The organism is Sphingomonas sp., assembly GCF_039594485.1.
GTDB lineage: Bacteria > Pseudomonadota > Alphaproteobacteria > Sphingomonadales > Sphingomonadaceae > Sphingomonas.
In genome coordinates this window covers 204,983-230,057 of sequence record NZ_JBCNNI010000001.1, presented here as the reverse complement: position 1 = coordinate 230,057, position 25,075 = coordinate 204,983, and the positions used below count along the sequence as shown (strand labels likewise).

Below are 25,075 nucleotides of genomic sequence, written 5' to 3'. Positions count from 1 at the left end.
CCGCGCTTGGCGGCCGAACGCCCGACCAGATATACTTCGCACAGCCGCTTCTCGCAGCGGCATGATCAACCAGCGGCAATCCACTTATTCACGCCGCGAGCCTGTGCAGACAAACCGAGCCACCTCTCTACGCAGCCCAGAAGCCGCTCTTGCGTCCATGGCGAGCCTTTAGAGAGGCTAGATAGGTCGGATGATCCGCGTGCCCGCCATAGTCATCGATCCGGCGGGCAAGGTGAGCGCAAGTCTGCAAGTGGCGGGCGGCATGGGGGTATCGCTTGTATCGGGCCTTATCGAGCGAGAAATCGATCATTGCCCGTAGAAGCAACGTTGCGGCCAAGGGATGGCGGTGTTCCATCGCCTCCGCGGCCGGACCAAGAAGCCAATAATGGTCGCCGTTCAGTTCCTCGAGGCGAGAAAGGGTCATGCGTGCAGCATTGTCGATCGCAGGCCACTCAACGAAGAATGACAGCGCCTGGTGAAAATCGGAAAACCGGGCTGCGTAGGCAAAGGCCCTCGACTCCGCTTCGATGTCATCAAAGTCCGGCAGCCGCTTGATGAAGGCTTTCAGATAGTCCTTGTTCAAGTCCCGCTCGAACGCCTGCCACCGTTCCTGCTGGGCGTCCCCGACCATGCCCGATGCTTCGAGCGCGTCGATCCTCACTCTCTGCCAGTCGGGCCAGCGGCCATCCTCGCGCATCCCAGCCTCGGCGAGCGTCAACGCCGTCAGCGCGTCCTGAGGTCGGCCGGCCTTTAGGAGGCGTTCGGCAATTCTCGCCGCGATAGCGGGATTGGTCTGCTCCACCGGCGAGTGAAGAGCCACATAGCCGTCGACATCTCCCATGGCGTCGGCGATGTCCGCAAGCGCCATATGGACAAGGCGGGCTTGATGCCGCGCGGCGTGATCGCCGTTGAAGATCGCGCCGCGAGATCCGATGCCTATCACCTTGCGAGTTTTGCTATCGGCGAACGCTGTCGATCTGGCCGCACGCTCTTCGAATTTCGCCTTCAACATGGTCAGGCCATCCATCCCGAGAGCCTGCGCCATAAGTGGGATCAGTCCCGCGAACTGACCGTAATCATTGGCGCATACTGCGTCATAGATGCGGTCCGCCAGGGGAGCCGGGGCGAGCCGAGCCTGTGGAGCAATGTCCCCGATATCAGACAAGGCTTGTTCGAAGACGCTGCCGACCGCTCCATTGCTGTCGTCGCATCGTTCGTAGATGGAGGGGGCCATGTCGAGCAGGCGCCAGAGGAGTTCGAAGGCGTCCTGCGGATGCGTCGGCGCGACATGGGTCATGATAGCGGATCTCTGCGTATCGAGATCCTGCGCCAACGAACGGACCTTGTTCCAATCCACGAATGATTTCGACCGGGCGATGGACACGAGGCGCTTGCGGATTTCCGCGGCGACATCCGTGCCGCCTGCCTGGCTTGCCAGTTCGAGCCGCAGGCGCCGCTTCATGACGGCATCGCCCTGTGCCAGTTCCAGAAGCAGTTCCGCGAGCCTGGCTGCACCCAGTGCCGAGAGGTTTGTCGCGTTCAGCGTTTTCTGTGAAGCCATCAGTCGATTTTGCGAAGGTCTGCGCCCCGGTCAACCATGGATGTGCTCTCATTGTTGCCATTTTTTGGAACGCACTATCGAGAGGCCGTTGGTGAACCTCCGCCCAACGCACGGGCCAATGCGACGCTGGCCGTCAGCCGTTCCGTCTGTAGCGACAAAGCGATCTGCTGATCGCGGAGCAGGCTCTCCTGCGCGGTTGCGACGTCGAGATAGGTGGCAGCGCCCTTGATATAGCGGTCCAGCGCGATCTGGCTGGTGCTGGTCGCGGAGGCAACCGCCTGGGCCTGCGCGGTCTGGGCGGTATCCAGGTGACGGAGTGTGGCCAGAGCATCCTCGACGTCCTGGAACGCCGCCAGGGCGCGGCTGCGATACTCGACCGTGGCGGCATTCCAGTCGGCGCGTGCGGCGGCGAGATCGGCGCGGCGCTTTCCGCCATCGAACAGGTTCAGGACAGCCCCCGGCCCGATCGCCCAGAAGAGGTTCGGCGCGGCGATCAGCCCGGCCAGTGCCGTGCTTTGAAACCCTCCTGTGCCCCCCAGCGCGATCTGGGGGAAGAATGCGGCCTTCGCGACGCCGATCCGCGCATTTGCCGCCGCCATTCGCCGCTCCGCCGCTGCGACATCGGGGCGTCTGGCGAGCAGCGTCGACGGCAGGCCGACCGGGATGATGGGTTGGATCAACGGCGCGTCGCGGCGCGGTATTGCGAAGGTGGAGGCGGGCTGGCCGACCAGGCTGGCGATCGCATGTTCGGTGACGGCGCGGGCGGCCTCCAGCTCGGCATATTGGGCGCGCGCCTCGCCCAGCAAGGCGCCCGCCCGGCCGACGTCCATCCCGGTCGCGATACCGCCGCGGAACCGGTTCCGGGTCAGCGCGTCGGCCTTTGCGAAGGCATTGATCGTCTGGGAGAGCAGGGCGAGTTGCAGATCCTGCCCGCGCAATAACACGAAATCGGCTGCGAGTTGTCCCTGCAATGCTAGCTTTACGGCCGCCAAGTCGTCCCGGCTTGCTTCCGCGAGCGCGTGGCTGGACGTGACGGAGTTGCGCACGCGGCCCCACAGGTCCGCCTCATAGGATATGGTTCCGCCCAGCGTCGCGGCGGTGTAGAAATCCGGTTGAGATCCACCCCGCAATGGCCGGTTGTCCGACTGTCGGTTGCGCAGCAGGCCGGGGGTCAGTTCCACATGGGGGAACATCCCCGATCGCGCGCCCGCAAGCGTCGCGCGGGCCAGGTCATAACGCGCCAGCGCGCCGGCCAGGGTGGGATTGTCGCTGTCGATCCGCGCTTCCAGCCGATCGAGCAGCGGATCGCCGAACCCGGTCCACCATGCCGCCGGTGGGGCGGCCGGGATCGCATCGATCGGCTTCCAGAGCCGATCCCCCGCCATCGGCATCTCCTTGAAGGCCGGAGGCGTCGCCAGGACGGGCGGACGATAGGCGGGTGCCATCGAACAGCCGCCCAGAAGGGCCAGTGTCACCCCCGCGATCCATCGGGCGAGGGGCTTAGCCATGCTGGTTCGCTCCCACGCGGACCAGCTCGCCCTGGCTCAGCGAGTCCGGTGGATTGTCGACGACCATCTCGCCCGGCTGCACACCCGACAGGACCTCGACGGTGGGGCCGTTGTCCTGCCCGATATGGATCTTGTGCATCATGATGCGACCATGCGGGTCGACCGTGGCGACCTGCGCTCCCCCCGAGCCGAAAAGGATCGCGCTGGACGGCACCAGCGCCGCGCCAGCCTGTCCGGGCAGGTCGAAATGTGTCTGGGCATAACCGCCCGGCTTCAATGCGCCATCGGTATTGGGGGCTAGCAACTGGACGCGGAAGGCACCCGATTGCGGGTCGATGGCGCTCGAAAGGCCCGCCACCGTCGCGGGGAATCGGCGACCCGGGAAGGCGGGAACGACCAGCATCGCGGACATGCCCGGCCTGATCGTCGCGGACAGCGACTGAGGTACGTTCACATAGACGCGGATGGAATGTGTGTCTGCGACGCCGAACATCGGTGCCTGTGCCGCCGCGCCGGGGCCGACCAGATCGCCGACCTCGGCGTTGCGCGCTGTCACCACCCCGGCAAAGGGTGCCCGGACGACGGCATAGCGCTTCATCGCTTCCAATCGGGACAGCGCCGCGCGTGCTTCGGCGACTTCGGCGGTCTTGACGGCCAGGTCGCCATTCTTCTCATCGACCTCCTGTCTGGAAACCGAGGAACTGGTGAGCAGGTCACTCCAGCGGGCAGCCGTGCTCCGCGCCAGCCTTTCATGCGCCAGGGCGCTGGCGAGCGCGGCGCGGGCCTGGCCGATCTGTTCATCCAGTTCGGGCGTGTCGATTATGCCCAGCGCCTGCCCCCTCGCGACGTGAGCGCCGATATCCTGCGACCAGCTATGTACATAGCCGCTGACACGCGGGAAGAGGCGCGCGGCTTCCCAGGCCTCCAGCGTGGCGGGCAGGTCCAGCGCGTTGCTCACCGAACCGCCCTTGACGGCGACGAGGTGGACGGTCGGAATGGCATTGGCCGTGGACCAGCTGGCGGCGGCAGAGACGTCATGGCTTCGGGCGAGGGTTCCGATACCCACGATGCCGATCGCCAGGGCAGCGGCGACGAAACCCGTGATCTTCAGGCCCCTGGGTGCGGGCGTAGCGGCCGACACAGCGGGGGCCGGGGCGGCTTCATGCATGGATGGCTTCTCCAAAGGGCATAACGGGAGAGGGGGCGGTCGCCTTCTGGCGGCGGTGCGCGATGGCGAAGACGACGGGGACGAAAATGAGGGTGGCGAGCGTGGCGCAGAGCAGGCCACCGATCACGGCCCGGCCGAGGGGGGCGTTCTGTTCGCCGCCTTCGCCCAGACCCAGCGCCATGGGGGCCATGCCGATCATCATCGACAGGGCGGTCATCAGCACCGGGCGGAAGCGGGTCGCCCCGGCCTCCATCGCCGCCTGGACCGCGTCACCGCACGCCGCCAGCCTTTCGCGGGCGAAACTGACGACCAGCACGCTGTTGGCGGTGGCGACGCCCATGCACATGATGGCGCCGGTAAGCGCGGGCACGCTGAGCGGCGTATGGGTCGCGAACAGCATCCACACGATTCCGGCCAGCGCGGCGGGCAGGGCGGACACGATCACCAGCGGATCGGTCCAGCTCTGGAAGTTCACGACGATCAGCAGGTAGATCAGGATGACCGCACTCGCCAAGCCCAGGATCAGGCCGGTGAAGGCGATGTTCATCGTTTCCACCTGTCCGCGCATCGCGACCGTCGCACCCTTGGGCAGTTGGCCCTTGGTCTGGGCAAGCACCCGATTGATGTCGGCGGCGACCGCGCCCAGATCGCGATCCTGCGGCGTCGCATAGACGTCGAACACCGGCTGTACCGCATAATGCGAGACGAGCGCGGGGCTGGGTTCGCGATGGAGGATGCCGAGTGCGCGCAGGGTCTGGAAACTGCCCGGCGTGCTCCCGGTGATCGGCAGATTGTCAAGCTGTTCAATGGTGTCCGCGCGATATTCGGGGGCCTGGACCACGATCGGATAGGACACGCCGTTCTTGGGATTGAGCCAGAAGGTCGGTGCAAGCTGTGAGCTGCCCGCAAGATTGACCGACAGGCTGCGGGTCACGTCGTTTTCGGTGATGCCCAGGCGGCTGGCCTGCGCGCGGTCCACGTCGACGGCATATTCGGGATAGTTGGACGCCTGTTGCAGGCGGACATCGGCCAGCCCCGGCACCTTCGACAGTCGGGCGACGAGCATCCGGGCATAGGCCTCGTTCCCCTTGATGTCGGGCCCGGCGACCTGGACGTCGATGGGGGCAGGCGAGCCGAAGTTCAGGATCTGGCTGACGATGTCGGCCGGCAGGAACGCGAAGGACGAGCCGGGGAAGTCCCGCGGCAGCTGTTCGCGCAGCGCCTTGACGAAAAGGGCGGTCGGGCCGTGGTCTTCCTTCAGCGTGACCAGGATGTCGCCGTCCTGCGGACCCACGCCGCCGGTGTTGGAATAGGCGCGGTTGATGCCGCTGACCGGCAGGCCGATATTGTCGACGATGGTGTCCAGCTGGTCGGCGGGAATGACCTGGCGGATGCGGTTCTCGATATGGTCGAACAGCGCCGCCGTTTCCTCGATCCGGGTGCCGACGGGTGCGCGGACATGGAGGCTGATCTGCCCGGCGTCCACCGCGGGGAAGAAATTGCGGCCGAGCATCGGCACTAGCGCGAACGACATCAGCACCACGATCATGAAGCCGATGACGAAGGGCCGCCGCCGGGAGAGCGCGAAGGCGAGCAGGCCGGTATAATAGCGGCGCACAGCCTCGAACCGACGCTCGAAGCCATGCTGGAACCGGCGCAGCGGATTGCGGCTTTCCGGCCGTCCGGCCTGCGCGTCATGCGTCACCATCACCTCGGCGGTGTGGGCGCCGCCATGATCACGCAACAGGTAGTTGCCCATGGTCGGCACCAGCGTGCGCGACAGGATGAACGAGGCGATCATCGCGAACACCACCGCCATTGCCATGGGCGCGAACAGGAAACCCGCGACGCCCGGCAGGAAGAACATCGGCACGAAGGCGATGCAGATGCACAGCAGCGAGACAAAGGCCGGGCCGACGATCTGCCTCGCGCCGTCCAGGATCGCCTCGCGCACCGACTTGCCCTGTTCCAGGTGCCAGTTGATGTTCTCGATGGTCACCGTCGCGTCGTCGACCAGGATGCCGACCGCCAGCGCCAGCCCGCCCAACGTCATGATGTTGAGCGTCTGCCCGGCCAGCGCCAGCCCGGCAATGGCAGCCAGGATGGCGAGGGGGATCGAGGCGGCGATGATGACGGTCGATCGCCACGAGCCCAGGAACAGCAGGATCATCAGGCTGGTCAGCGCGGCGGCGATCACGCCTTCGCGCATCACGCCCGACACCGCCGCCTTCACGAAGACCGACTGGTCGGAGAGCGGCTTCACGCTCAATTCCGGCGGCAGCGTCGCTTCCAGCTTGGGCATCAGCGCCTTGACCTGATCGACAATGGCGATGGTCGAGGCCGACCCGCTCTTCAGCACGGTCATCAGGACCGAGCGCGCGCCATCAACGCGCACCTCGTTACGCTGCGGCGGAGAGCCATCGCGGACATGCGCGACATCGCGCATCATGACGGTCGTTCCGTCGATCGTCTTGATCGGCAGGTCGTTGAGCTCGTCGATCGCGTCGGGACTGTTGTTCAGGCGGAGATTATATTCGTACTGGCCGATCTTGGCGGTCCCGGCGGGCACGATCTGGTTCTGCTGCGCCAGCGCGTTCGCGACGTCGGTCGCCGACAGCCGGTGCGCCTGAAGCGCGGCAGGATCGAGGTCGATCTGGATCTGGCGTTCCTTGCCGCCATAGGGCGAGGGGATCGCCGCGCCCTGCACCGACGCGAGCGCCGGGCGGATCATATTCTGCCCCAGGTCGTAGATCTTCTGCTCGGAGAGGCCCTTCCCCGACAGCGCCAACTGGAGGATCGGCACGGTCGAGGCGTTGTAGTTCAGGATCAGCGGCGGGGTGATGCCCGGCGGCATCTGCTTCAGCACGGTCTGCGAGGCGGACGTAACCTGTGCGGTGGCGGTGCGGATGTCGACGCCGGGGCGAAAGAAGATTTTCACGATACCGACGCCGGACAGCGATTGGCTCTCGATATGGTCGATGTCACCGACCGTCGAGGACAGCGAGCGCTCGTAATAATAGATGACGCGCCCCGACATGTCGCGTGGCGGCAGGCCGTGATAGGTCCACACTGCGGCGATCACGGGGATGCGGATGTCGGGGAAGATGTCGGTCGGCGTCTCGACCGCCGCGATGCCGCCGCCCAGCACGATCAGGATCGCGAGGACGACGAAGCTATAGGGCTTGGCAAGGGCGAGCTTGACGAGTTGAAGCATGGGCATCCCGGTGTCGGACACGAACAGGGTGTCGGCGACGGCGCGGGATAGGGGGGAACCGCAGCCGCGTCGCCGACACCGCGTCTTCGCGCCAATCGGGGGCGCAGGCGACTTAAATGAATTTCACCCGGCCTGGGGCAGCGCAATCCTGACGCACAAGCCGGGCCGCGCATCGGACAGGTGCAGGCGAAAGCCGTGAAGGTGCAGAATCGCGACGACGATGCTCAGGCCAAGCCCGCTACCCGGTACGTCATGAGCCTGCGTGGCCCGGTGGAAACGGCGCAGAACGGCATCGCGCTCCTCGGATGGGATGCCGGGGCCGTCGTCGCGGACTTCGATGCCGCTTCCCCGTTCTTCGTCCCTGGTCAGCATGATCGCGACCTGGCCGCCGGGGCGTCCGAACTTGATGGCGTTGTCGAGAAGGTTGCTGAGCGCCTCGAACAACAGCTTGTCGTCGCCCTCGACCCATAGGGGCCTGGTCGCGACCGACAGACGGATGTCGCGGTCCTCGGCCAGCGGCTCGTAAAGCTCGGCGACCTGCGCGACGAGGACGGCCAGGTCGATCCTGCGAAATCCCGCACGTCGCCGCCCGGCTTCGAGTTCCGAGATGCGCAGGAGTGCGGCGAACCGCTCCAGCACCAGGTCAAGATCGGCGGTCGCCCGGCCGATGCCCGCCGCCACCTCGTCCGCGTCATGAGGCCGATGCGCCAGTGCGTTCAGGGTCGCACGAACGCGGGTCAGGGGAGTGCGCAGATCATGGGCGACGGCGTCGGTCACGCCCTTGACCTGCGCGACGACACGGCCGACCTCCTCCACGGTCGCATTCACCGTGCTGGCGAACTGGTCGAGTTCGTCGTGCCGCCCCGCGATCGGCATCCGCACCGAAAAGTCACCCGCAGCGATCTCCCGACTGGCCCGTTGCAGCGCCTGGACGCGGCGGAGTGGCATTCGGCTGAATTCGATCGCCGCCGCCGTGACGCACAACAGCATCAGCAATCCGCTGACGATCAGGGTTTCCAGGATCGTGCGACGCAGATCGTGCAACAGGCTGATGTCGCGTCCGACCAGCAACGTTTCGCCTTCGCGGGTGCGCAGGGCGACCAGGCGAAAGGGTTTTCGCGTCTGGCTTTCGACATCGACCGGATGCCCCGGAGCGAGAGGGCGCAGGAGACGGACATTCCCGATGATCTGCGTTCCGTCCGCCGCGATCAGCGCCAGATAGTTGAAGCCGGATCGGTTGCGCCGCAGCTCTTCCCGAATGCGGTCCGGCAAGGCATCGGCGGGCACCTGCAGCAGCGGTTCGGCGGCCGCGTGCAGGATGTGGTCGCTCCGCGCAGTCAGGTCGCGCGCGGTGACGAGATAGACGACACCCAGCATGGCGATCAATCCGGTGACGAACAGCGCCCCCAGCATCGCGGACAGTTGGAAGGTGCTGATCCGAATGATATCGCGCCAGCGCAAGGGCTCAACCGGCATCGAAGAGATAGCCCTCTCCCTTGACCGTCTGAATCGGCGAAGGGCGGCCCGGCCGATCGATCTTCTTGCGAAGCCGCGCGATATGAACACTGATGAGATTGGCGCCGGGATCGAAATAATAGCCCCAGACGCGCTCGAAGATGATCCGCCGGGTCATCACCTCCCCCTGGTTGCGCATCAGGAATTCGAGCAGCCGGAATTCCATATGGAGCAATCGGGTCGGCTCGCCATCCACCCTGACCGAGCGGCGGACGAGGTCGCATTCGATCCCGCCGCCGCGCAGGACCACCGCCTCCGCCTGCTCGCGCCGGCGGAGCAGGACCTCGACCCGCATCGCCATTTCCGCGAAATCGAACGGCTTGGTCAGATAGTCGTCACCGCCTGCGCGCAGGCCCGCGATCCGCTCATCGACGTCGCTCAAGGCACTCAGCATCAGCACCGGGATGGTGACGTGACGTTCCCGCAGTCGCGCGACCAGGGTCAATCCGTCCAGTGTCGGGAGCATCCGGTCGAGGGTGATCGCATCGAATGCCTCATGCGTGGCGAGATTGAGGCCGATATCGCCATCGGCGGCGCGGCGTGTCCCATGTCCATGCCGTTCCAATTCGGCCATGATCGCCGTGGCGGTGGCGTCGTCGTCTTCAATCACCAGGATGGCAGCCATGCCATCGGCATAGCCTTACATCCCATGTGCGGCCAAGCTCGGTCGCGGCAGGTGAAATTCATTTAAGTCGGCAGGGCCATTTTTTGGGACGACAAAGGCATCACATCACGGAATCTGTTCGAAGGGCTTTGAATGCGCCGCACCCGCTTCCGGGCGATTGTCATCCCGCTCGGCTTGATCGCCGTGCCTGCCTTCGCCTCACAAAACCAGAACGAGCTCCCCGGCGACTGCTACGACGTGGCTGCTCCGATGGCCGAGGCGATGCCGTGCCTCGAAGCCGGGCGTGAGAAACACGCCCATCGCATTCGTCACGGTCAGAACCCCAGCAAGAGAGATGACGGCAAAACGATACCGCAAGCGGGGGACGAACCGGCGACAGCGAAATCGCCGAGATAGCTGCAACGACCCTGTGCGCCGTCCGAGCAGCAATATAGCGATCGCAAGCCTCGCTCGCGAGGCTGAGCCGGGAGCTGGGGATCAACCCGAAGACCGTTGCGAAGTGGCGCAAGCGGGGAACGGTGGAGGATCTGAAGACCGGGCCGAAGGCCCCTCATTCCACCACCCTGTCCGACGCGGAGGGAGCAATGGTTGTGCCGTTCCCGACGCTGATCGTCGCGAGCGCGGACGATCGTTATGCAGGTCTGGCCCGGTTGTGGTGAACTGCTCGCTATCGTCGCATGATCCAGGACGTCATCGGTTCTGCTAGGCCTTGATGATCGCCGCAGCGATCTCAAGGCCATGCTCCAATCCCTCGCAATGGTTGGCGATGCCGATCCGCAGATGGTGCGATTGCCCGAAGCAATCACCGGGCGCGATGAGGACGCCCTTGGCGGCGGCCGCCTCGCAGAACGGACGGCTGTCCCGGCCGTCGACGAACCATGGAAAGACGGTGGTCCCGCCCTCCGGCTTTACCCAGTCGAGCAACCCCCGCAAATTCTCGACCATCGCTTCCACCGCCCGCAGGTTCGCGTCCGCCACCGCCTGCGCACGAGCGAGGATCGCTGCGGAATGGGTGAGGGCGTGGGTTGCAACGATCTCCAGAAGGGGCGAGTGGCTGATCGCGAAATAGCTTCGTGCCGTGATGAGACGCGAGCGCCGTTCGGCGTCGCGGTCGATGATCCAGCCAAGCCGCAATCCCGGCAGCGACAGGGCCTTGGACATGTCACCCACCACGATCACGTTGTCGAGGTCCGCCGCCGAGGGCTGTGGCATCCCGAAATAAATGGGATGGAAGACCTCGTCGACGATCAGCGCCATGCCTCGACCCGCCGCCTCACCGGCCAGGAGAGCCAGCTCTGACCGCTTCATCACCGATCCGGTCGGATTATGCGGGGTGTTGACGATGGCCGCCACGCTGTGGGCCGTCATGGCCGCCAGCACGACATCGGCGGTTTGCGCATAGCGCGCCTCGCGCGTCAGCCGATATGTTTGGGTCTTCAGGCGCCACGCCCTCGCCATGGCGTCATAAGCGGGATAGCCGGGATCGGGGACGAGGATGTCCGCGCCGGGGCGTTCGAGCACGCAGAACAGAAGTGAAAGCGCTTCCGAGCCACCCGTCGTTATCACCACCCAATCGGGGTCGACGCCATGATACGCGCCGATCGCCTCGCGGAGCGCACGGCTTCCCTCGGCGGACGAATAGCCGAGCGGAGTGTTCGTCAGGTCGAGCGGCGTGTCGCCGAGAGCGGCGATTTCGGCCAGGGTCCAGCTTGGGCCGGTGCTGCCCGCGAGATGAAAGCGGATCGCCGGTGACGCATCGGCAAATCGTGCCGTCCATTGATCGAGGAGAAAGGGATGCAGGTCCATGTCCGGTGGCGATCCAGCTGTGTTGATGGCCCGATCGCTACCACCTTCGCTCCAGACCGGCCAATGCTCTATTCCCGTTCCATTGCGGGATGAAACCGGGAAAACACTGGCGCGCGGGCGTGACGCGCAGGCTGTTCGACCACCACATCCATAGCCGCAGGAGAATGGTGGGTCCGGCAATGTGGAACTTGCCGGACCCCGTTTCGGTCAGAAGCGATCCGCGTTCATGACCTTGGTCCACGATGCGACGAAGTCGTTCACGAACTTCTCCTTGGCATCGTCTGCGGCATAGACCTCCGCCACGGCGCGCAGTTCGGAGTTCGATCCGAAGATCAGATCGACCGGCGTCGCGGTCCAGCGAGCCGCCCCCGTCGCGCGGTCCTTGCCTTCGTACAGGCCCGGCGTCGCCGACTTGGTCCACACCGTGTCCATGCTCAGCAGATTGACGAAGAAGTCGTTGCTGAGCGTGCCGGGGCGGCTTGTCAGCACGCCGTTCTGCGACCCGCTGCTATTGGCGTCCAGCGCTCGCATTCCGCCGACGAGCACGGTCATTTCCGGCACGGTCAGATCGAGCGAGTCCGCCTTGTCGACCAGGGCCTCGGGTGCGCTGACCTCCGCCTTGGGACCATAATAGTTGCGGAAGCCATCCGCCACCGGCTCCAGATGCGCAAAGGAGGTGGGGTCGGTCTGTGCCTGGGTGGCATCGACGCGGCCGGGCTTGAACGGAATGCTGATCGTCATGCCGCCACGCTGCGCAGCCTGTTCGATTGCGGCATTGCCGCCAAGGACGATCAGGTCAGCCATCGACACCTGCCGTCCGCCACGCGCGAAATCCTTCTGGATGGCGGTCAGCCGGGCCAGCACGGTCTTCAATTCAGCCGGATCATTGACGGCCCAGTTCTGCTGGGGGTCGAGACGCAGGCGTGCACCGTTCGCACCGCCGCGCATGTCCGTGCTGCGGAAGGTCGAGGCCGAGGCCCAGGCGGTACGGATCAACGCTGGACCCGACAGACCCGATGCAAGCACCATGGACTTCAGCTTCGCCTGATCCGCGGCCCCGATCGGTGCGAAGGCCGCCGCGGGCAGGGGGTCTTGCCAGTTATAGGTTTCGCCCGGCACCTCCTTGCCCAGATAACGGGCGCGCGGGCCGAGATCGCGATGGGTCAGTTTGAACCAGGCACGGGCAAAGGCCTTGCTGAACAGCTCGGGATTCTTCTGCCAGCTTTCCAGGATCTTGCGGAAGCCGGGATCATCCTTCAGCGCGATGTCGGTGGTGAACATGATCGGCGCGTGACGCACATCGGGAAGATGCGCGTCGGGCACCAGTTGCGCCGCCGCCGGATCGGTGGGGATCCATTGGGTCGCGCCCGCCGGGCTCTTGGTCTTCACCCAGTCATAGTTCAGCAGATTGTCGATATACTGGGTGGTGAACTGGGTGGGGCTCGCCGACCATGCTCCTTCCAGACCCGAGGTGATCGTGTCCTCGGCATTGCCCTTGCCGCACTTGTTGGCCCAGCCCAGGCCCTGCTGCTCGATCGCGCCCGCGGTCGGCTCGGCACCCAGGCACGCCTTTTGCGGATGCGCGCCATGCGCCTTGCCGAAGGTGTGGCCGCCGGCGATCAGCGCCAGCGTCTCTTCGTCGTTCATCGCCATGTTGCCAAAGGCATGGCGGATATCCGCGGCCGCGCCGATCGGATCGTGGTTGCCGTTCGGCCCTTCTGGATTGACGTAGATCAGACCCATGGTGGTCGCTGCCAGCGGACGCTTCAGCGTGCCGTCCGGGTTGGAACGCTCGGTGCCCATCATCTTGGTCTCGGGGCCCCAGAAGACCACGTCCGGCTGCCAGGCATCGACGCGACCACCGGCAAAGCCGACCGTCTTGAAGCCCATATCCTCCAGCGCGACATTGCCACTGAGCACCATCAGGTCGCCCCAGCTGAGCTTGCGGCCATATTTCTGCTTGATCGGCCAGACCAGGCGGCGCGCCTTGTCCAGGCTGACATTGTCGGGCCAGCTGTTGAGCGGGTCGAAACGCTGCTCGCCGCCATCCGAACCGCCGCGCCCGTCGCCCGCGCGGTAGGTGCCGGCGCTGTGCCATGCCATACGGATGAAGAAGGGACCGTAATTGCCATAGTCGGACGGCCACCAGGCTTGCGAGGTGTGCAGCACGCGGCGGATGTCGGCCTTGACCGCATCCAGGTCCAGGCTGTTGAACTCCTTCACATAGTCATAGTCGGCGCCATAGGGATTGGCCCGCGTGTCCTCATGCTGGCGCAGCGCGGTCAGGTCCAGGCGGCTCGGCCACCAGTCGCGGTTCGTCATGCCGCCGGGCTTGGCGACGACCGGCGCGGGCGGGTCCTGCGTCACGGTCTTGGCCGCGGTCGGCGCCTTGGGTTGCGGGCGATCGGTTTGCTGCGCCGGGCTGGCCAGCGCGGTCATCATCGCGATCAACGATACAGGTGCAATCGGCATAAGACCCCTTTTGATGGTTATTCTTGTATCGGGGTGGATTAGGAAGCCGGACTCTTGGGGGAAAACGAGTTAACCCGATCACAGTCATCGATTGCAGGGGCGTGGGCCTGAGCATGGAGCGCGGAAGCCATGCCGGACAAGGGCAGGATGGGCGTCTCGCTTGGTCGGCAAGGTCAACGCCGGAGCGCGAAGTCGATGGGCACCTCCACGGTGACGGGGTCGCCGGGAATGTCGTCATCGACGGGTGGCACGGGGGAGGCGCGTCGCGCCGTCGCGCGCGCTTCCTGGTCGAGCAATGGATAACCGCTGCCCTGTATCAGCTCGACCGCCGTCACCTCTCCAGAGCGACGTACGGTGATGGCGATGCGCGCGATACCCTGCTGCCGCGCTGCCTCGGCCTGGCGGGGATAGCGCCGGTACCGTTTGAGATGCCCGAGCAGTCTGGAACGCCAGTCTCCGGCGGCGGCGCTGGATGCGGCCGCAACGGCGGCTGTGGTGGTGACGCTGCGGGCCGGGGCCTCGCCCGTACCCGTCGATGCCGCGCCGTCACTCGCTTGCGGCATTGGGGATGGGGCAGCCAGCGTAACGGGATTGGCTGTGGCGGGATAAGTCGGAGCGATCGATGCAGGCGCGGCCGGGACCGTCACCGCGGGCGGTGAAGAGGGGGAGGGCACGGCCGGCGGCTGCGGCGGTGTCGGGCGTTCGACGGGCTCCGTCTTTGGCTCGATCGGAATGGACTGCGCGACGAACACCGCCGTCTGCCCGACATCGACCATCCTTCTCGGCGGCGCGATCCAGTGAATGCTGAGCAGGAGTGCACCCACCGCGCCGCCGACGATCAGCGTTCCCGTGCCGAACGCCCGTGCCTGGACCGGCTGGCAATAGCCGGACCGATTGGAAGTTGTGCTAAAAACCATGTTCAAGCCTGATGCTGGCGGCGGTGCGGTGGAAGGAATAGAGCCAGTCGACATTGCTCGTCACCCGGTTGTGCTGGACAAGGATATTGGGAGTCAGTCCGGCGAGGCGGAACTTGGGCAGGCGCAGCACGGCGGTGACGTTCGTCTCGCGGTCGTGCCGCACCGCTTCGAGCAATGGGCTATAGCCCCGGTAGTCGCGTTGGCGGGCCGAGGCGATTAGGGAGAGGTCGGCCCAATCGGATAAGCTGCGCGCCAGGCCCATCCGCGCGCCAAAATGGCGATAGGCATTGGCCCTCGCATCGGCCTGCTTGTCGCCACCCTCGACCCCGCCGAACAACGTCCATCCGCCGCGCAGCGACTGCCAGCCGGTGATATTCGCTTCGGTCAAAGCACCGTCCAGGTCGTCATAGTCATGACGATAATCGAACCACCGACGCGCCAGTTCGACGCGGATCGCTCTGTTCGGCGACAGGCTGACCATCGCTTCAGCACGAAGACCCGGTGCGGTGTAGAGCAGCCGGTCGCCCAAACCCGCGAGATCGATGGTCGGCGATAGGGTCAGGCTGCGCCGCGCGGTCTGGTGATCATAGCCGATCTGCGCACTCAGCGTCACCTGATCGAACGAGCCATGGTCCGGCCAGATGTCGCCATAGACGAAGGCACGGGCGAGCAGGCCGCCCTGTCCGTTCAACGGTATCCGGCGGCTGACATTCCCTTCGACATTGACGCCGACCGATGCGATCGCGGGTGGCAGGGTTCGGTCGATCAGGCAGGTGCCGTCCTCGCCGGTCAGCAGACAGGTCTGGCTGGCGGAACTCTGGTTCAGGTTGCTGCTATAGCCGGGGCCGAGCGCGATCATGCCCTGCCAGCCGCTCCGTCGCCCGAGGACCGAGAGGAAGGTGTCCACGGTCTTGCGGACCCCGGCGGCCTGATCGCCCTGTCTTGCCAAGTCTTCGCGGATGGCACGGAACAGGCGCTTCGCCTCGCGGTCCTTGCGATCCTCGAACAGGACACGGCCGAGTTCGAGGCGGCCGGGCAGGAAATCGGGCTGGATCGCCAGCAATGCGCGATACTGGCGCTCCGCCTCGCTCAACCGGCCTTCGCTCCGCGCAAGGCCGCCCAGGGCCCAGGTGACCAGCATCGGGTCGGGCCGGGGAAGCGCCCGGTAGCGGGGCAGGAAGCGGCGAACATCGGCCCAGTTTTTGCGCCCGACCGACAGGTATATTGCGCGGCCGAGATCGTCAGGTGTGTTCGCGACCGTATAGACCTGTCCATCGATGGTGATGCGATCCGGTGGCGCGTCACCATCGATCGCCTCTCGCTCCTGTGCGGTGGCGCGGCGGTCGATGCCGGGGTCGAGGCGTAGGCGATTATCGTCGCTGCGGGCGCTCTGTGCGGCGGCGGGCGCGGCCAGCGCCAGCGTGGTGAGCGTCAGCAGACAGGGTATAGGGGTATCGCGCATCATGATCGTGGCGGAACCGGACTCCCGCAAGGGAGCGACGGGAGCCCGGCCCTTCGCGTCAGTTCTTCGTGCCGCCGAAGGCGGTGTCATGCTGACGGGCCCCGTCGAACTTGACGGTGCCGGCCAGCGCCGCCGCGCTGGCTCCGAAGAAGCGGCCGCTCACCGCGCCAGCGGATGCGACAGTGGTGCCGGACTGGGTGGCGACGGCCCCGTTGCCCGTGAAGCTGGCCCCGATAATCCGCGCGGTGCCGATATTCACGCCGGCCCCGGTGGAGGCGTTGGACAGGCTGCCGCTCAGCGTACCCGAGGTGCCCGATCCGAAATTGGCGGTCAGCGTCCCGGTCAGTACGCCCTTATTGGCGTAGTCGCTGATGCCCTTGACGGCATAGGTTGCGGTGCCGCTGGTCGGTACGGTCGTGCCGCTGCTATTGCCGACATAATAGACTGTATGGTCGCCCGCCGAGGCATTGCCGGTCTGCGACCATTCACCGAACCACAGGTCCGCCGAGCCGACCTGGGCGAAGCGGAAATCGCCATAGCGGCTGTGATCCTGGGTGCTGCTGCTCGCCATGTTGAGATGGCGAACCCCGTTCAGGTCGGGAAGCGCGTAGAGGCTCAGCCCCTGGAAGTCGACGCGCTTCCCCTCGGTTCCCGGCACGGCGATCCCGGCGCGCCCCGAAACATGGGGGCCGCCATTCACATTGCTCTCGCCGACCGTCACCTTGTCGGTGTCGCTGGAGCCACCGGCGAACTGGGCCTGCGCCGTGCCTGCGGCCAGGACCGTGGCGAGGCCAGCCAGAACGATGGTCTTCATCCTGATGGAGGTCATGCTATTACTCCTGCGGTTGTGTGCGCTCGATCGTTTCGGGCGCATCGATCCGGCCCCGCCATCCATGTCCGGCTTTCACGAAGGATCATGACGGCGGGGCCGAATTTCGGGATCGTCAAAAGCGGCCCGTCAGGCTCAGCCGCACGGTGCGGCCCGGTGCGGGCATCATCGAACGGGTCAGCGGGTCGGCATAATAACGATCATTGAGGTTGGTCCCGACCAGCTCGGCCGAGAAACGGTCGTTCAGGCGATAGCGGACATAGGCGTCGGCGGTGACGATCTCGCCCCAACTGAACGGCACGTTGAGCGAATAGACGTCAAGCTGCTGTTCGGCTGGCAGGTCCGCGATCTTCTGGAACAGCGGATTGTTGTAGCGGCTGTAATAGGTCAGCCGTCCGCCGATCTCGAGCAGCTTGTCGAAGAAGCGTCCGCCCATCGTCCAGTTGACCGTCTGCTCTGGCGTCGCCTGGGTCAGCAGGAACCCGTCCGGGAAGCCATATTTGACGCAATTGGGAATGCTGCCATTCTTCCGGTCGGCCAGAGCGGCGGCGCTTTCGTCGCATACCCGGTTGGTGGTCATGAAGGCCGCGCCGAGCTGGGTATAGAAGCCGCCGGTATCGATCCGCGCCTCCGCCTCGATTCCGGCGATCGTCTGTTCCTGGACATTGCTGAACTGAAGAGTGGTGGACCGCTCGACCACATCGGTGATGCGGTTGTGATAGAAGGTCAGCTTGATGTCGGCGCGCTGATCCTCCCTGTTCAGCCGCAACAGGCTGCGCAGGTCGCGGACCAGTCCGACCTCATAGAGCCGGGCATGCTCGGGACGCAGCGGCGTGAGAGGGTTGAACGAGGCGGAGAAGCCGAGCGTACTTTCGAACATGCTCGGGAAACGCCACGTCTCGATATAGCGGGCATAGGCGCGGGTATGTTCGTCGGCATAGATGGTGGCGGACAGGCTCGGTGCCCAGTGATGGGCGGAGCGACGCGGTGCCGTGATCGGGACGGTCTGGTTGAGATACGCCAGGCGGCACCTGCCGTCATTGCCCTGGATCGTGTTGATCGTCCCGTTCAGACAGGGATTGCCCGACCGCGCATAGCGGCCCAGGGCGTCGGGTGCCCAAATGGGCCCAGGCTGTTCGAACGACACTTCATAGGGGTTCGCCAGATATTCCGGCAGCAGTTCCGCAATCAGGGCGTTGACCTCCTGCGGATCCATATCGGTCAACAGGCTGCGCCAATATTGCTCGGCAATCGACGCGCCGGTTCCACGAACGCTGAAATAGGATTGGAATCCCTTGTAGAGGACCGAATTCAGGTTCGAATTGCCCTTGGCGATCTGGCTACGCGCGAAATCGTCCACCGCCCAATATCCGGCATAGCTGAGCCCGGCATTCAGCTTCAGGAAGCTGGCTGGACGCCACTCGCCGTCCAGCCGGACGAGAAACTCCTCCCGCCGCCCGGCGCGCGGGAATTGCCGCCAGCCCTGGAAATTCGCGGCATTGTAGACGTCCTGCGATCCCAGCTTCTCATGCTGCCAGTTACCGCTCAGCGTCAGGTCGAACGTCGAGCCGAAACGCACCGTGTTGCTGGCGTTGAAGCCGTAGCGATTGTTGATCGCATTGGCGCGGGCATTGTCGATGAGGATCGGATTCGCGAATGTCGCGAAATTGGGCATGCCGCCGGAATTATAGGTGTCGCTCCGGGTGTCGGTGGCCCAGAGATTGGCCTTCAGGTCGATCCAGCGGCTGTCCGGCTGCCACTTATATTCCGCATTATAGGCACGGGCATGGACCTTGCTGAGCGGCCATTGGACATTTCCGGTGTCGATCGGGATACGCGACGGCATGATTTCGCCATAGCGAGTGACGCTGTCGCGCAGGCTGACCAGCAGATACTGGTCGTCGGCGATATGCCAGGTCGCCTTGAGCAGCACCGATTCCAGATCGCTGGAGGTGTTGGGCACCTCGTTGCCGGGCACGAAACCGACCGCCATCCGCCGGATGCGATTGAGGTTTCGCGACGGCAGCGACGTCTGCTGATAATAATCCGCGCCGGTCGTACCGGAGAAATAATTGCCCCGCTCGCGAAAGGCATAGGCGGCGAACAGATCAAGCCCCTCGATCCGCAAGGCACTGGCCACCCGGACGGCGCGGTCGCCGAATGAGAAGAAGCGGTTGTCCGACCCGGTCCGCGGCACGACGCGCAAATACGGGTCGTTCAGCGCGAAGCTGGGCGAACTCTGGGGAAAACCCGGTACGGTGCGATAATCGCGGCCCGTCAACAGCGTCGGCAGGCGCGGATCGGTCGAATTGTTGCCGCCCTCCAGCCGCATGTCGAGGCCGAAATTGTGGCCGGGGCGCAGAACGTCATCGGCGTCCAGCGTGTTGATGACGACCGTGCCGCCGGTCGAGCTGCGGATATTGCCCTGGTCGGTCGGGCCGCGGAGCACCTGCAAGCCGGAAATCAGGTTGGGGTCGACATAGGCCCGGTTGCTTGCACCATTATAGCCGCGCCAGACGGTCAGCGCCTGTTCGGTGCCGTCGATCACCACGGGCACGCGCCCTGGCCCCTGAATACCGCGAATGCTGGGGTCGAGCGCGCCGCTGTTGCGCGCGTCGCCGCTCAGCACATTGACCATGCCGGTCAGCAGGTCCGAGGTGGTGACGCCCTTGTAGCGTTCGATCTCGGCCCGATCCTTGTAACCGCTGGAAAAATCAGCGTCGAAGACGGTGTCATGGCCGCGCTGGGCGCGTGTTTCGGCCACATCACGCGGGCTGTCGTCCCCCTCGACCCGCAGGGAATCGGTCGCCAATCGCCCCGGCTGGCCATCGCCCGACGTCGAGGACTGCGTCGGGCGACGTCGGAGCGTCAGCACCCCATCCGCCAAGCGCCAGTCGAGTCCGGTCCCAGCCAGCAGGCGATCCAGCGCCTGTGCGCGGTCCATCCGGCCCGTCGCGCCTGGTGAGCGCAGTCCGGCAAGCAGGGCCGCATCGACGCTCAACTGAAGCTGCGCCTGTCGCGCGAATTGGGCCAGGGCATCGGCCAGCGGTTGTGCCGGAATGGCAAGGCTGACCGGTGCCTGTCTGGTCTGAGCCGCCAGCGGCACGGCCATGAGGCCCAGGGCCGACGCCGTGAGCATCATGCCGATGCCCATCCGCTTCCATCCAAAACCGATCCGTCCGTTCGTCACGTCTGCCCCCAAGATCATTCAATGTTAATGATGATAATGCGTATCGTTCGCATTCATGGGGTAGACGTTTCAACGCTCCGGCTTTTCGGTCTTTTTTTTGAAGCGACCGCTCAGTCGGAGCGAACGATCGTGATCCAGGGCGTGATCTTGACGATGCCAAGGCCATGGGCCTGACGCATCGCGGCAAGTGCACGGTCAGGCTGGCGCAGGTCGTAAACGCCCGTCACATGGCGGGCCATCCCGGGACCTCTCGTCATCAACCAGCCCTGATGCCATGGACGGAGCGCCGCGATGGCTTCTGCCAGAGGGCGGTCGATGATGACGAGCTTTCCGGTTGTCCAGGCGGCCACGTGGGACGGGGCGACCACTCCACGGCGATGGATACCCGTCGCGCAGTCGAGGGTCGCGGTCTCGCCAGGGCGCAAGGGCAGGGCATCACGCCACCCCTGGGTACAGGATGCACCGACAGCGCCTTCTCTGACCGCGATGTGGGTTGTCGATCCATTCATCTGGACTTCGAAAGCGGTTCCCAGATCCGTGGCGACGGCATCGCCAGCCGCGACGCGAAAGGGGTTGGCATCGTCGTGGCGGATGTGAAAGTAGGCGGAGCCACGGAGCAGCCGCGCATGGCGGGTGCCGTCAAAGGCGATCGCACTATGCGGTGCCAGCGTGACGCGACTGCCATCGCCGAGGCTCAGAGTCCGTATCTCTCCCGTGCTGGTCGCCGCATCCGCTCGGATGTCCGGGAGCAGGTCACGACCCAGGAAGACCGCCGTCAGGCATGCGGCCATGGCGATGGGGACCGTCATGGCCCTGCTACTGCGTCGCCAGCGTCGGCTGGGTTGCGGGAGAGAGGGTGCAGCTTTGCCCGATTGCGGCGCCATACGGATCAACGTGCTGACATGGGCCAGTTCGTTCCAGGCTGCGTCATGCATGGGCATCCGCCGCCAGAGATCAAATCGGGCGCGTAGCGCTGCGTCATCGGGCTGCTCCTGCAACGCGATCATCCACTCCAGCGCCTCGCGCCGGTGAGGCTCGTCCTTCTCGTCCGTCATCACGATTAATCCACCCCGAGCCGTCTTTCTGGATGTAGACGAGCAAGAAGGGCAAATTTTCGGAAGCCGGTCCTAATAGAGTTTCGGGCGTAGTGCACGACGGCATCGTTCCACCCCCTCCATCACCAGCCCATGCGCCGTCGTGACGGAAACGCCCAGTTCCGCCGCGATTTCGCGAAGAGGGGTGCCGGACAGGCGATGCAATTCCACCGCCTGACGCATGCGATCCGGCATCCGGCTCAGTTCGGCGGCGACAAGCGCCAGTTCCTGAGCGGCGATGGCGCGCTGTTCCGCATCGACCCCGATCGCCTCGACCGTATCGCTTTCCACGTCGGAGCCGGGCGGCATGAGTTTCTCCCTGCGCCGCCGCTGCCGATATTCATCGAGCGCCAGATTGCGCACCACCCGTCGGATATAACCGATCGGCTCAACCAGGGTCTGGTCGGTGTTCCGCTGCGCCAGTCTCAACCAGGCATCCTGTACGACATCTTCCGCCGAGGCGATGTCGCCGGTGAATCGCGCCGCCTCGCTGATCAGCCGCGGCCTCTGATTGGCGAACAGCGCGATGAAGGTGACGTCGGCTGTCATGAAACGGGCCGTGCAGCCGCCGGGCGATCTGGCAATGTCGGTCGGTTGTCGATGCGGGGCTTGGGCAATGGGCGTGGCATCAAGCCTGGTCGAGCCTCCCGCTCGCCTCCAAGGGCAGCGACGATGGTCGGAACGGCCCGCAAATCGGCATGAGGGATGAGCAGCAGCGCCCCGGTTTTTTGCATTTCCGTTGCTCCCGATCGCCCTTGTCGGCACCGTCCACAGCGTTTCCGGCCATGATGGACGCCGAACTATATTGCAAGATAATGCGAGTCAATCGCACATATGGCCAGCGCCCCCTTCCTGACGCGCGAGGGGGAAGGGCGATGTCGGATGTCGGAACGACCGCATCAGTTATCGGCGGGGACCTGCCTTGCCTGGTATTAAAGCCCGACACTCGGCGCTGGGCTAATGCTTGCCCCGCGCGTACATCAGGGGCGTCCATGAGAGGCTCGCCAGGCATTCGACACTGGCGGAGTGGTGTTGGAGGATCGTGAGATGATCGATCGACGCTTGTTTCTGGCGGGGGCGGTGGCTGGCTGTTTCACTCCGGGTTCGCACGGGCGCGCGGCCGAGACGGCGTCGCTTGGTCACAGGGCCGGTACCAAGGGGCTGGATTTCGGCTATATGCTGAATGATGCGGCGATCGCGCCGCAATCGCCAGTGGGGGCGATCGTCGCCCGTGACGCCTCGATGGTCGTGCCCGAAAATGCGATGAAGTGGAGCCGGACGGTCGATGCCGCCGGGAGCCCCTTTTACGACCAGGCGGACCGCTATGTCGATTTCGCGCGGACGCATGGCCTAACGATCCGTGGCCATACCGCCTTCTGGTATCGATCGATCCCGGCGATGGCGGAGAGCGCGCTTCAGGGCCCCGAATGGCGCGCCACCCTCCTGGCGCGGGTTCAGTCGATCGTCGGCCATTATCGCGGTCGCGTCGCCGAATGGGACGTCGTGAATGAAGCGATCGAGCCGCGTGATGGGCAGGCAGGCGGCCTGCGGATCGCGCCGTTCGGCCGGCCCATGGATACGGGCTATATTGCCGATTGTTTCTTTGCCGCGCGCGAGGCGGATCCGGCGGCGCATCTTTTCTACAATGACTATGGCATCGAGAATGCCGATGCCGCCTCCGACACGAAGCGGGCGGCTGTGCTGGGCCTGCTCGCGGAGTTGCAGCGGCGCGGGGCTCCCGTCGATGCACTCGGGATGCAGAGCCATCTGGGTGTGACCTGGCGGATCGATCATGGCAAGTTGCGGGCCTTTCTGCGCGACGTGGCGGCCATGGGGCTGCGTATTCGGATCACCGAGATGGATTTCCGCGACAGTGATGCACCCGGCAATATCGCTGCCCGCGATGCCCTGACGGCTGGCTATGCCCGCGCCTTTCTCGATACCTGTCTGGACGAGGCTGCGGTCAAGGGTGTGATGTGCTGGGGCGTGCACGACGACCAGAGCTGGATGCAAGGTGATGCGCATATGAAGCGCGCCGATGGTGAGCCGCTTCGTCCCTTGCCCTATGATGCGCAATTGCAGCCAAAACCGCTATGGAGCGCAATCGGGGCAGCCTTTGACGCGGCGCCCGTCCGGTCGCACTGGTAGCCGCCTCAGCGCAAATCCGCGATCAGGCGGGAAACGGCCTGCGCCACATCCCGCCAACTCCGTGCCGCCGAGACTGGACGGGCCGCCGCCTCGGCGAGCTTGGTTGGCAGATCGGCGATATCGCACAACAGGGTGATGCGATCGCTCATGCGCCTGGCCTGGGCGATGGGCGTCGATACGATGCCCACGCCCGACGCCAGGCAATGATAGAAGCGCAACGGATCGATATATTCCGTCAAGGCCGTGTCGGTCCGATAAGGCGCAAAGCTGACGATATAATGCGACAGCAGGTCGGGCAGCGTCGCGTCGGAATAAGGGCCCATGTAGCGGACATTGGGCCGTTCGGCGCAGATCGCCTCCAGCCTTGCCCGATTGGCGTCGTCGTCGCGCTGTATTCTGCCATGGACCTCAAAGACATGATCGGCCGCGACACGCGCGCCCTCGGCCAGCGCGTCGAAGTCGAAGCGGTCATCGATGCTGGCCAGGACCAGCACCCGCAAAGGATCGGGATCGACCTTCGGCCGCATCGCCAGCGAGGACGCGTTGCCGATATGATGCGATGTTGGAAATAGCGCGGCCAAAGAGGGCGAAGCGTGGACGATCATGTCCGACTGCGCGACGAGCATCCGCTGAGCGGTCGCCATCTTCGCCCGCTGCCACCCCGTCGCGCCGTATAGCAACTCATCGTGCATATCCAGGCACCAGCGCGTTCCGCTGACCGCGCGCAGACCGATCGAGGTCCAGGGGAAGGCGAGATTGGTGGAGTTGAAGACCACCGGCCGCCGATCGGCGGGCCGGCGGCGCAGGCCAGCGAAATGGCGGAACAGCCCGCCCAGTGACCAGGTTTCGATCGTTCCGGTCGCCATGTCGGTGACCAGCGGCTGGCGCTTCAGGAAGATATATTCTGCCGGATGGCCCAGAGCGTTCAGCTCCGACGCGAGAGGATAGCGAAAATCGCTTTCCACCGGACGAACGGTCAGCAGGATGACGGGACGCATGGACCTCAGGCCGCCTGCTTCGGAAAGCGCCCATAAGGACCGACCGTGATGTCGGATCGGATCACCCGGGCGGGGTTTCCGGCCACGACGCTATGCGGTGGCACGTCCTTGGTCACGACGCTGCCCGCTCCGACCACGCTGCCGTCGCCGATCGTGACACCCGGCAGGATCACGCTGCGCGCCCCGATGAAACAACGCTGTCCGATCCGTGTGTCGCAATAGAGAGAGCGCGTCATGTCATGCGCCAGGATCGTCACACCCAGCGCGACATAGGTTTCGGCCCCGACATGGATACCCCTGGGATAGGTGCGGTCGAAGTGCGCGCTGAGCGAAAAGGTGGCCGTCGGATGAATATCCATGCCCCAGAACTTGGTATAATAGAGATAACGGACGCGTACCAGCAGCCGCCGAAGCCACAGCAACTTGTTGAGACTTCGCATGTCCGCATCCCCCGACCCCTGACCTTCTGGCGCATAGCAAATGATGGTTATGGCTCAACGGCAAAGGGGCCCCAGTCATTTTGAAAGCGTTCCAAATTGCGACGGTACGCGCCGCGACAGGCGGATGA

General features: G+C 65.0%; 18 protein-coding genes and 1 pseudogene. 3 read left to right on the top strand and 16 right to left on the bottom strand.

What is annotated here, in order from left to right:
• Positions 1-127 precede the first annotated feature (127 nt).
• From ABDV78_RS01085 to ABDV78_RS01060, 6 genes are all read right to left on the bottom strand, one after another.
• The gene (locus tag ABDV78_RS01085; protein ID WP_343525306.1) at positions 128-1,561 is read right to left on the bottom strand and encodes a DUF6880 family protein; all 1,434 of its coding nucleotides are present in this window, start codon (positions 1,559-1,561) and stop codon (positions 128-130) included.
• Between the two features lie 74 nt (positions 1,562-1,635).
• Complete coding sequence (locus ABDV78_RS01080) at positions 1,636-3,069, bottom strand: efflux transporter outer membrane subunit (RefSeq protein ID WP_343525305.1); 1,434 nt, start codon at positions 3,067-3,069, stop codon at positions 1,636-1,638.
• Entirely contained in the window at positions 3,062-4,237 is a 1,176-nt protein-coding gene (locus ABDV78_RS01075) for an efflux RND transporter periplasmic adaptor subunit (protein ID WP_343525304.1), read from the bottom strand. The genes ABDV78_RS01080 and ABDV78_RS01075 overlap by 8 nt, the downstream gene beginning before the upstream one ends.
• Positions 4,230-7,451, bottom strand: coding sequence for an efflux RND transporter permease subunit (locus tag ABDV78_RS01070; protein WP_343525303.1), 3,222 nt, complete (start codon positions 7,449-7,451; stop codon positions 4,230-4,232). The genes ABDV78_RS01075 and ABDV78_RS01070 overlap by 8 nt, the downstream gene beginning before the upstream one ends.
• Positions 7,452-7,574: 123 nt before the next feature.
• Positions 7,575-8,927 carry a HAMP domain-containing sensor histidine kinase gene (locus ABDV78_RS01065; RefSeq protein WP_343525302.1) on the bottom strand — a complete coding sequence of 451 codons (1,353 nt, stop codon included), beginning with the start codon at positions 8,925-8,927 and terminating at the stop codon, positions 7,575-7,577.
• Positions 8,917-9,591 carry a response regulator transcription factor gene (locus tag ABDV78_RS01060; protein WP_343525301.1) on the bottom strand — a complete coding sequence of 225 codons (675 nt, stop codon included), beginning with the start codon at positions 9,589-9,591 and terminating at the stop codon, positions 8,917-8,919. Before ABDV78_RS01060 ends, ABDV78_RS01065 begins: the two co-directional genes overlap by 11 nt.
• A 132-nt stretch (positions 9,592-9,723) precedes the next feature.
• Here ABDV78_RS01060 and ABDV78_RS01055 point away from each other — a divergent pair, with 132 nt between their 5' ends.
• Both ABDV78_RS01055 and ABDV78_RS01050 read left to right on the top strand, forming a co-directional pair.
• On the top strand, positions 9,724-9,987 hold the full coding sequence (locus ABDV78_RS01055; protein ID WP_343525300.1) for a hypothetical protein: 264 nt from the start codon (positions 9,724-9,726) through the stop codon (positions 9,985-9,987).
• A pseudogene (locus tag ABDV78_RS01050) lies at positions 9,975-10,190 on the top strand (IS481 family transposase); the annotation flags it as partial. The gene ABDV78_RS01055 and the pseudogene ABDV78_RS01050, both read left to right, overlap by 13 nt.
• A gap of 103 nt (positions 10,191-10,293) precedes the next feature.
• Here ABDV78_RS01050 and ABDV78_RS01045 read toward each other — a convergent pair.
• The 8 genes from ABDV78_RS01045 to ABDV78_RS01010 all read right to left on the bottom strand — a co-directional run bounded on the left by ABDV78_RS01045 (position 10,294) and on the right by ABDV78_RS01010 (position 21,910).
• The gene (locus ABDV78_RS01045; protein ID WP_343525299.1) at positions 10,294-11,397 is read right to left on the bottom strand and encodes a pyridoxal phosphate-dependent aminotransferase; all 1,104 of its coding nucleotides are present in this window, start codon (positions 11,395-11,397) and stop codon (positions 10,294-10,296) included.
• Positions 11,398-11,604: 207 nt separating this feature from the next.
• Positions 11,605-13,869 carry a catalase/peroxidase HPI gene (katG, locus tag ABDV78_RS01040; RefSeq protein WP_343525298.1) on the bottom strand — a complete coding sequence of 755 codons (2,265 nt, stop codon included), beginning with the start codon at positions 13,867-13,869 and terminating at the stop codon, positions 11,605-11,607.
• A gap of 173 nt (positions 13,870-14,042) precedes the next feature.
• Positions 14,043-14,786 (bottom strand): energy transducer TonB, encoded by a 744-nt coding sequence (locus ABDV78_RS01035; RefSeq protein WP_343525297.1) that lies wholly within the window; start codon positions 14,784-14,786, stop codon positions 14,043-14,045.
• On the bottom strand, positions 14,776-16,251 hold the full coding sequence (locus ABDV78_RS01030) for a surface lipoprotein assembly modifier (RefSeq protein WP_343525296.1): 1,476 nt from the start codon (positions 16,249-16,251) through the stop codon (positions 14,776-14,778). The genes ABDV78_RS01035 and ABDV78_RS01030 overlap by 11 nt, the downstream gene beginning before the upstream one ends.
• A 55-nt stretch (positions 16,252-16,306) precedes the next feature.
• Positions 16,307-17,077, bottom strand: coding sequence for a Slam-dependent surface lipoprotein (locus ABDV78_RS01025; RefSeq protein ID WP_343525295.1), 771 nt, complete (start codon positions 17,075-17,077; stop codon positions 16,307-16,309).
• 115 nt (positions 17,078-17,192) lie between these two features.
• Positions 17,193-20,285 (bottom strand): TonB-dependent receptor, encoded by a 3,093-nt coding sequence (locus ABDV78_RS01020; RefSeq protein ID WP_343525294.1) that lies wholly within the window; start codon positions 20,283-20,285, stop codon positions 17,193-17,195.
• Between the two features lie 92 nt (positions 20,286-20,377).
• Positions 20,378-21,322, bottom strand: a complete 945-nt coding sequence (locus tag ABDV78_RS01015; RefSeq protein ID WP_343525293.1) for a FecR domain-containing protein — start codon at positions 21,320-21,322, stop codon at positions 20,378-20,380.
• A 72-nt stretch (positions 21,323-21,394) separates the two neighbouring features.
• Positions 21,395-21,910 (bottom strand): sigma-70 family RNA polymerase sigma factor, encoded by a 516-nt coding sequence (locus ABDV78_RS01010; RefSeq protein ID WP_343525291.1) that lies wholly within the window; start codon positions 21,908-21,910, stop codon positions 21,395-21,397.
• A 498-nt stretch (positions 21,911-22,408) separates the two neighbouring features.
• On the opposite strand from ABDV78_RS01010, the gene ABDV78_RS01005 reads away from it, so the two are divergent.
• Entirely contained in the window at positions 22,409-23,509 is a 1,101-nt protein-coding gene (locus ABDV78_RS01005) for an endo-1,4-beta-xylanase (RefSeq protein WP_343525290.1), read from the top strand.
• 5 nt (positions 23,510-23,514) lie between these two features.
• On the opposite strand, the gene ABDV78_RS01000 is transcribed toward ABDV78_RS01005, so the two are convergent.
• The gene (locus ABDV78_RS01000; RefSeq protein WP_343525289.1) at positions 23,515-24,507 is read right to left on the bottom strand and encodes a hypothetical protein; all 993 of its coding nucleotides are present in this window, start codon (positions 24,505-24,507) and stop codon (positions 23,515-23,517) included.
• A gap of 5 nt (positions 24,508-24,512) precedes the next feature.
• Positions 24,513-24,947 (bottom strand): DapH/DapD/GlmU-related protein, encoded by a 435-nt coding sequence (locus ABDV78_RS00995; RefSeq protein WP_343525288.1) that lies wholly within the window; start codon positions 24,945-24,947, stop codon positions 24,513-24,515.
• Between the last annotated feature and the right edge of the window lie 128 nt (positions 24,948-25,075).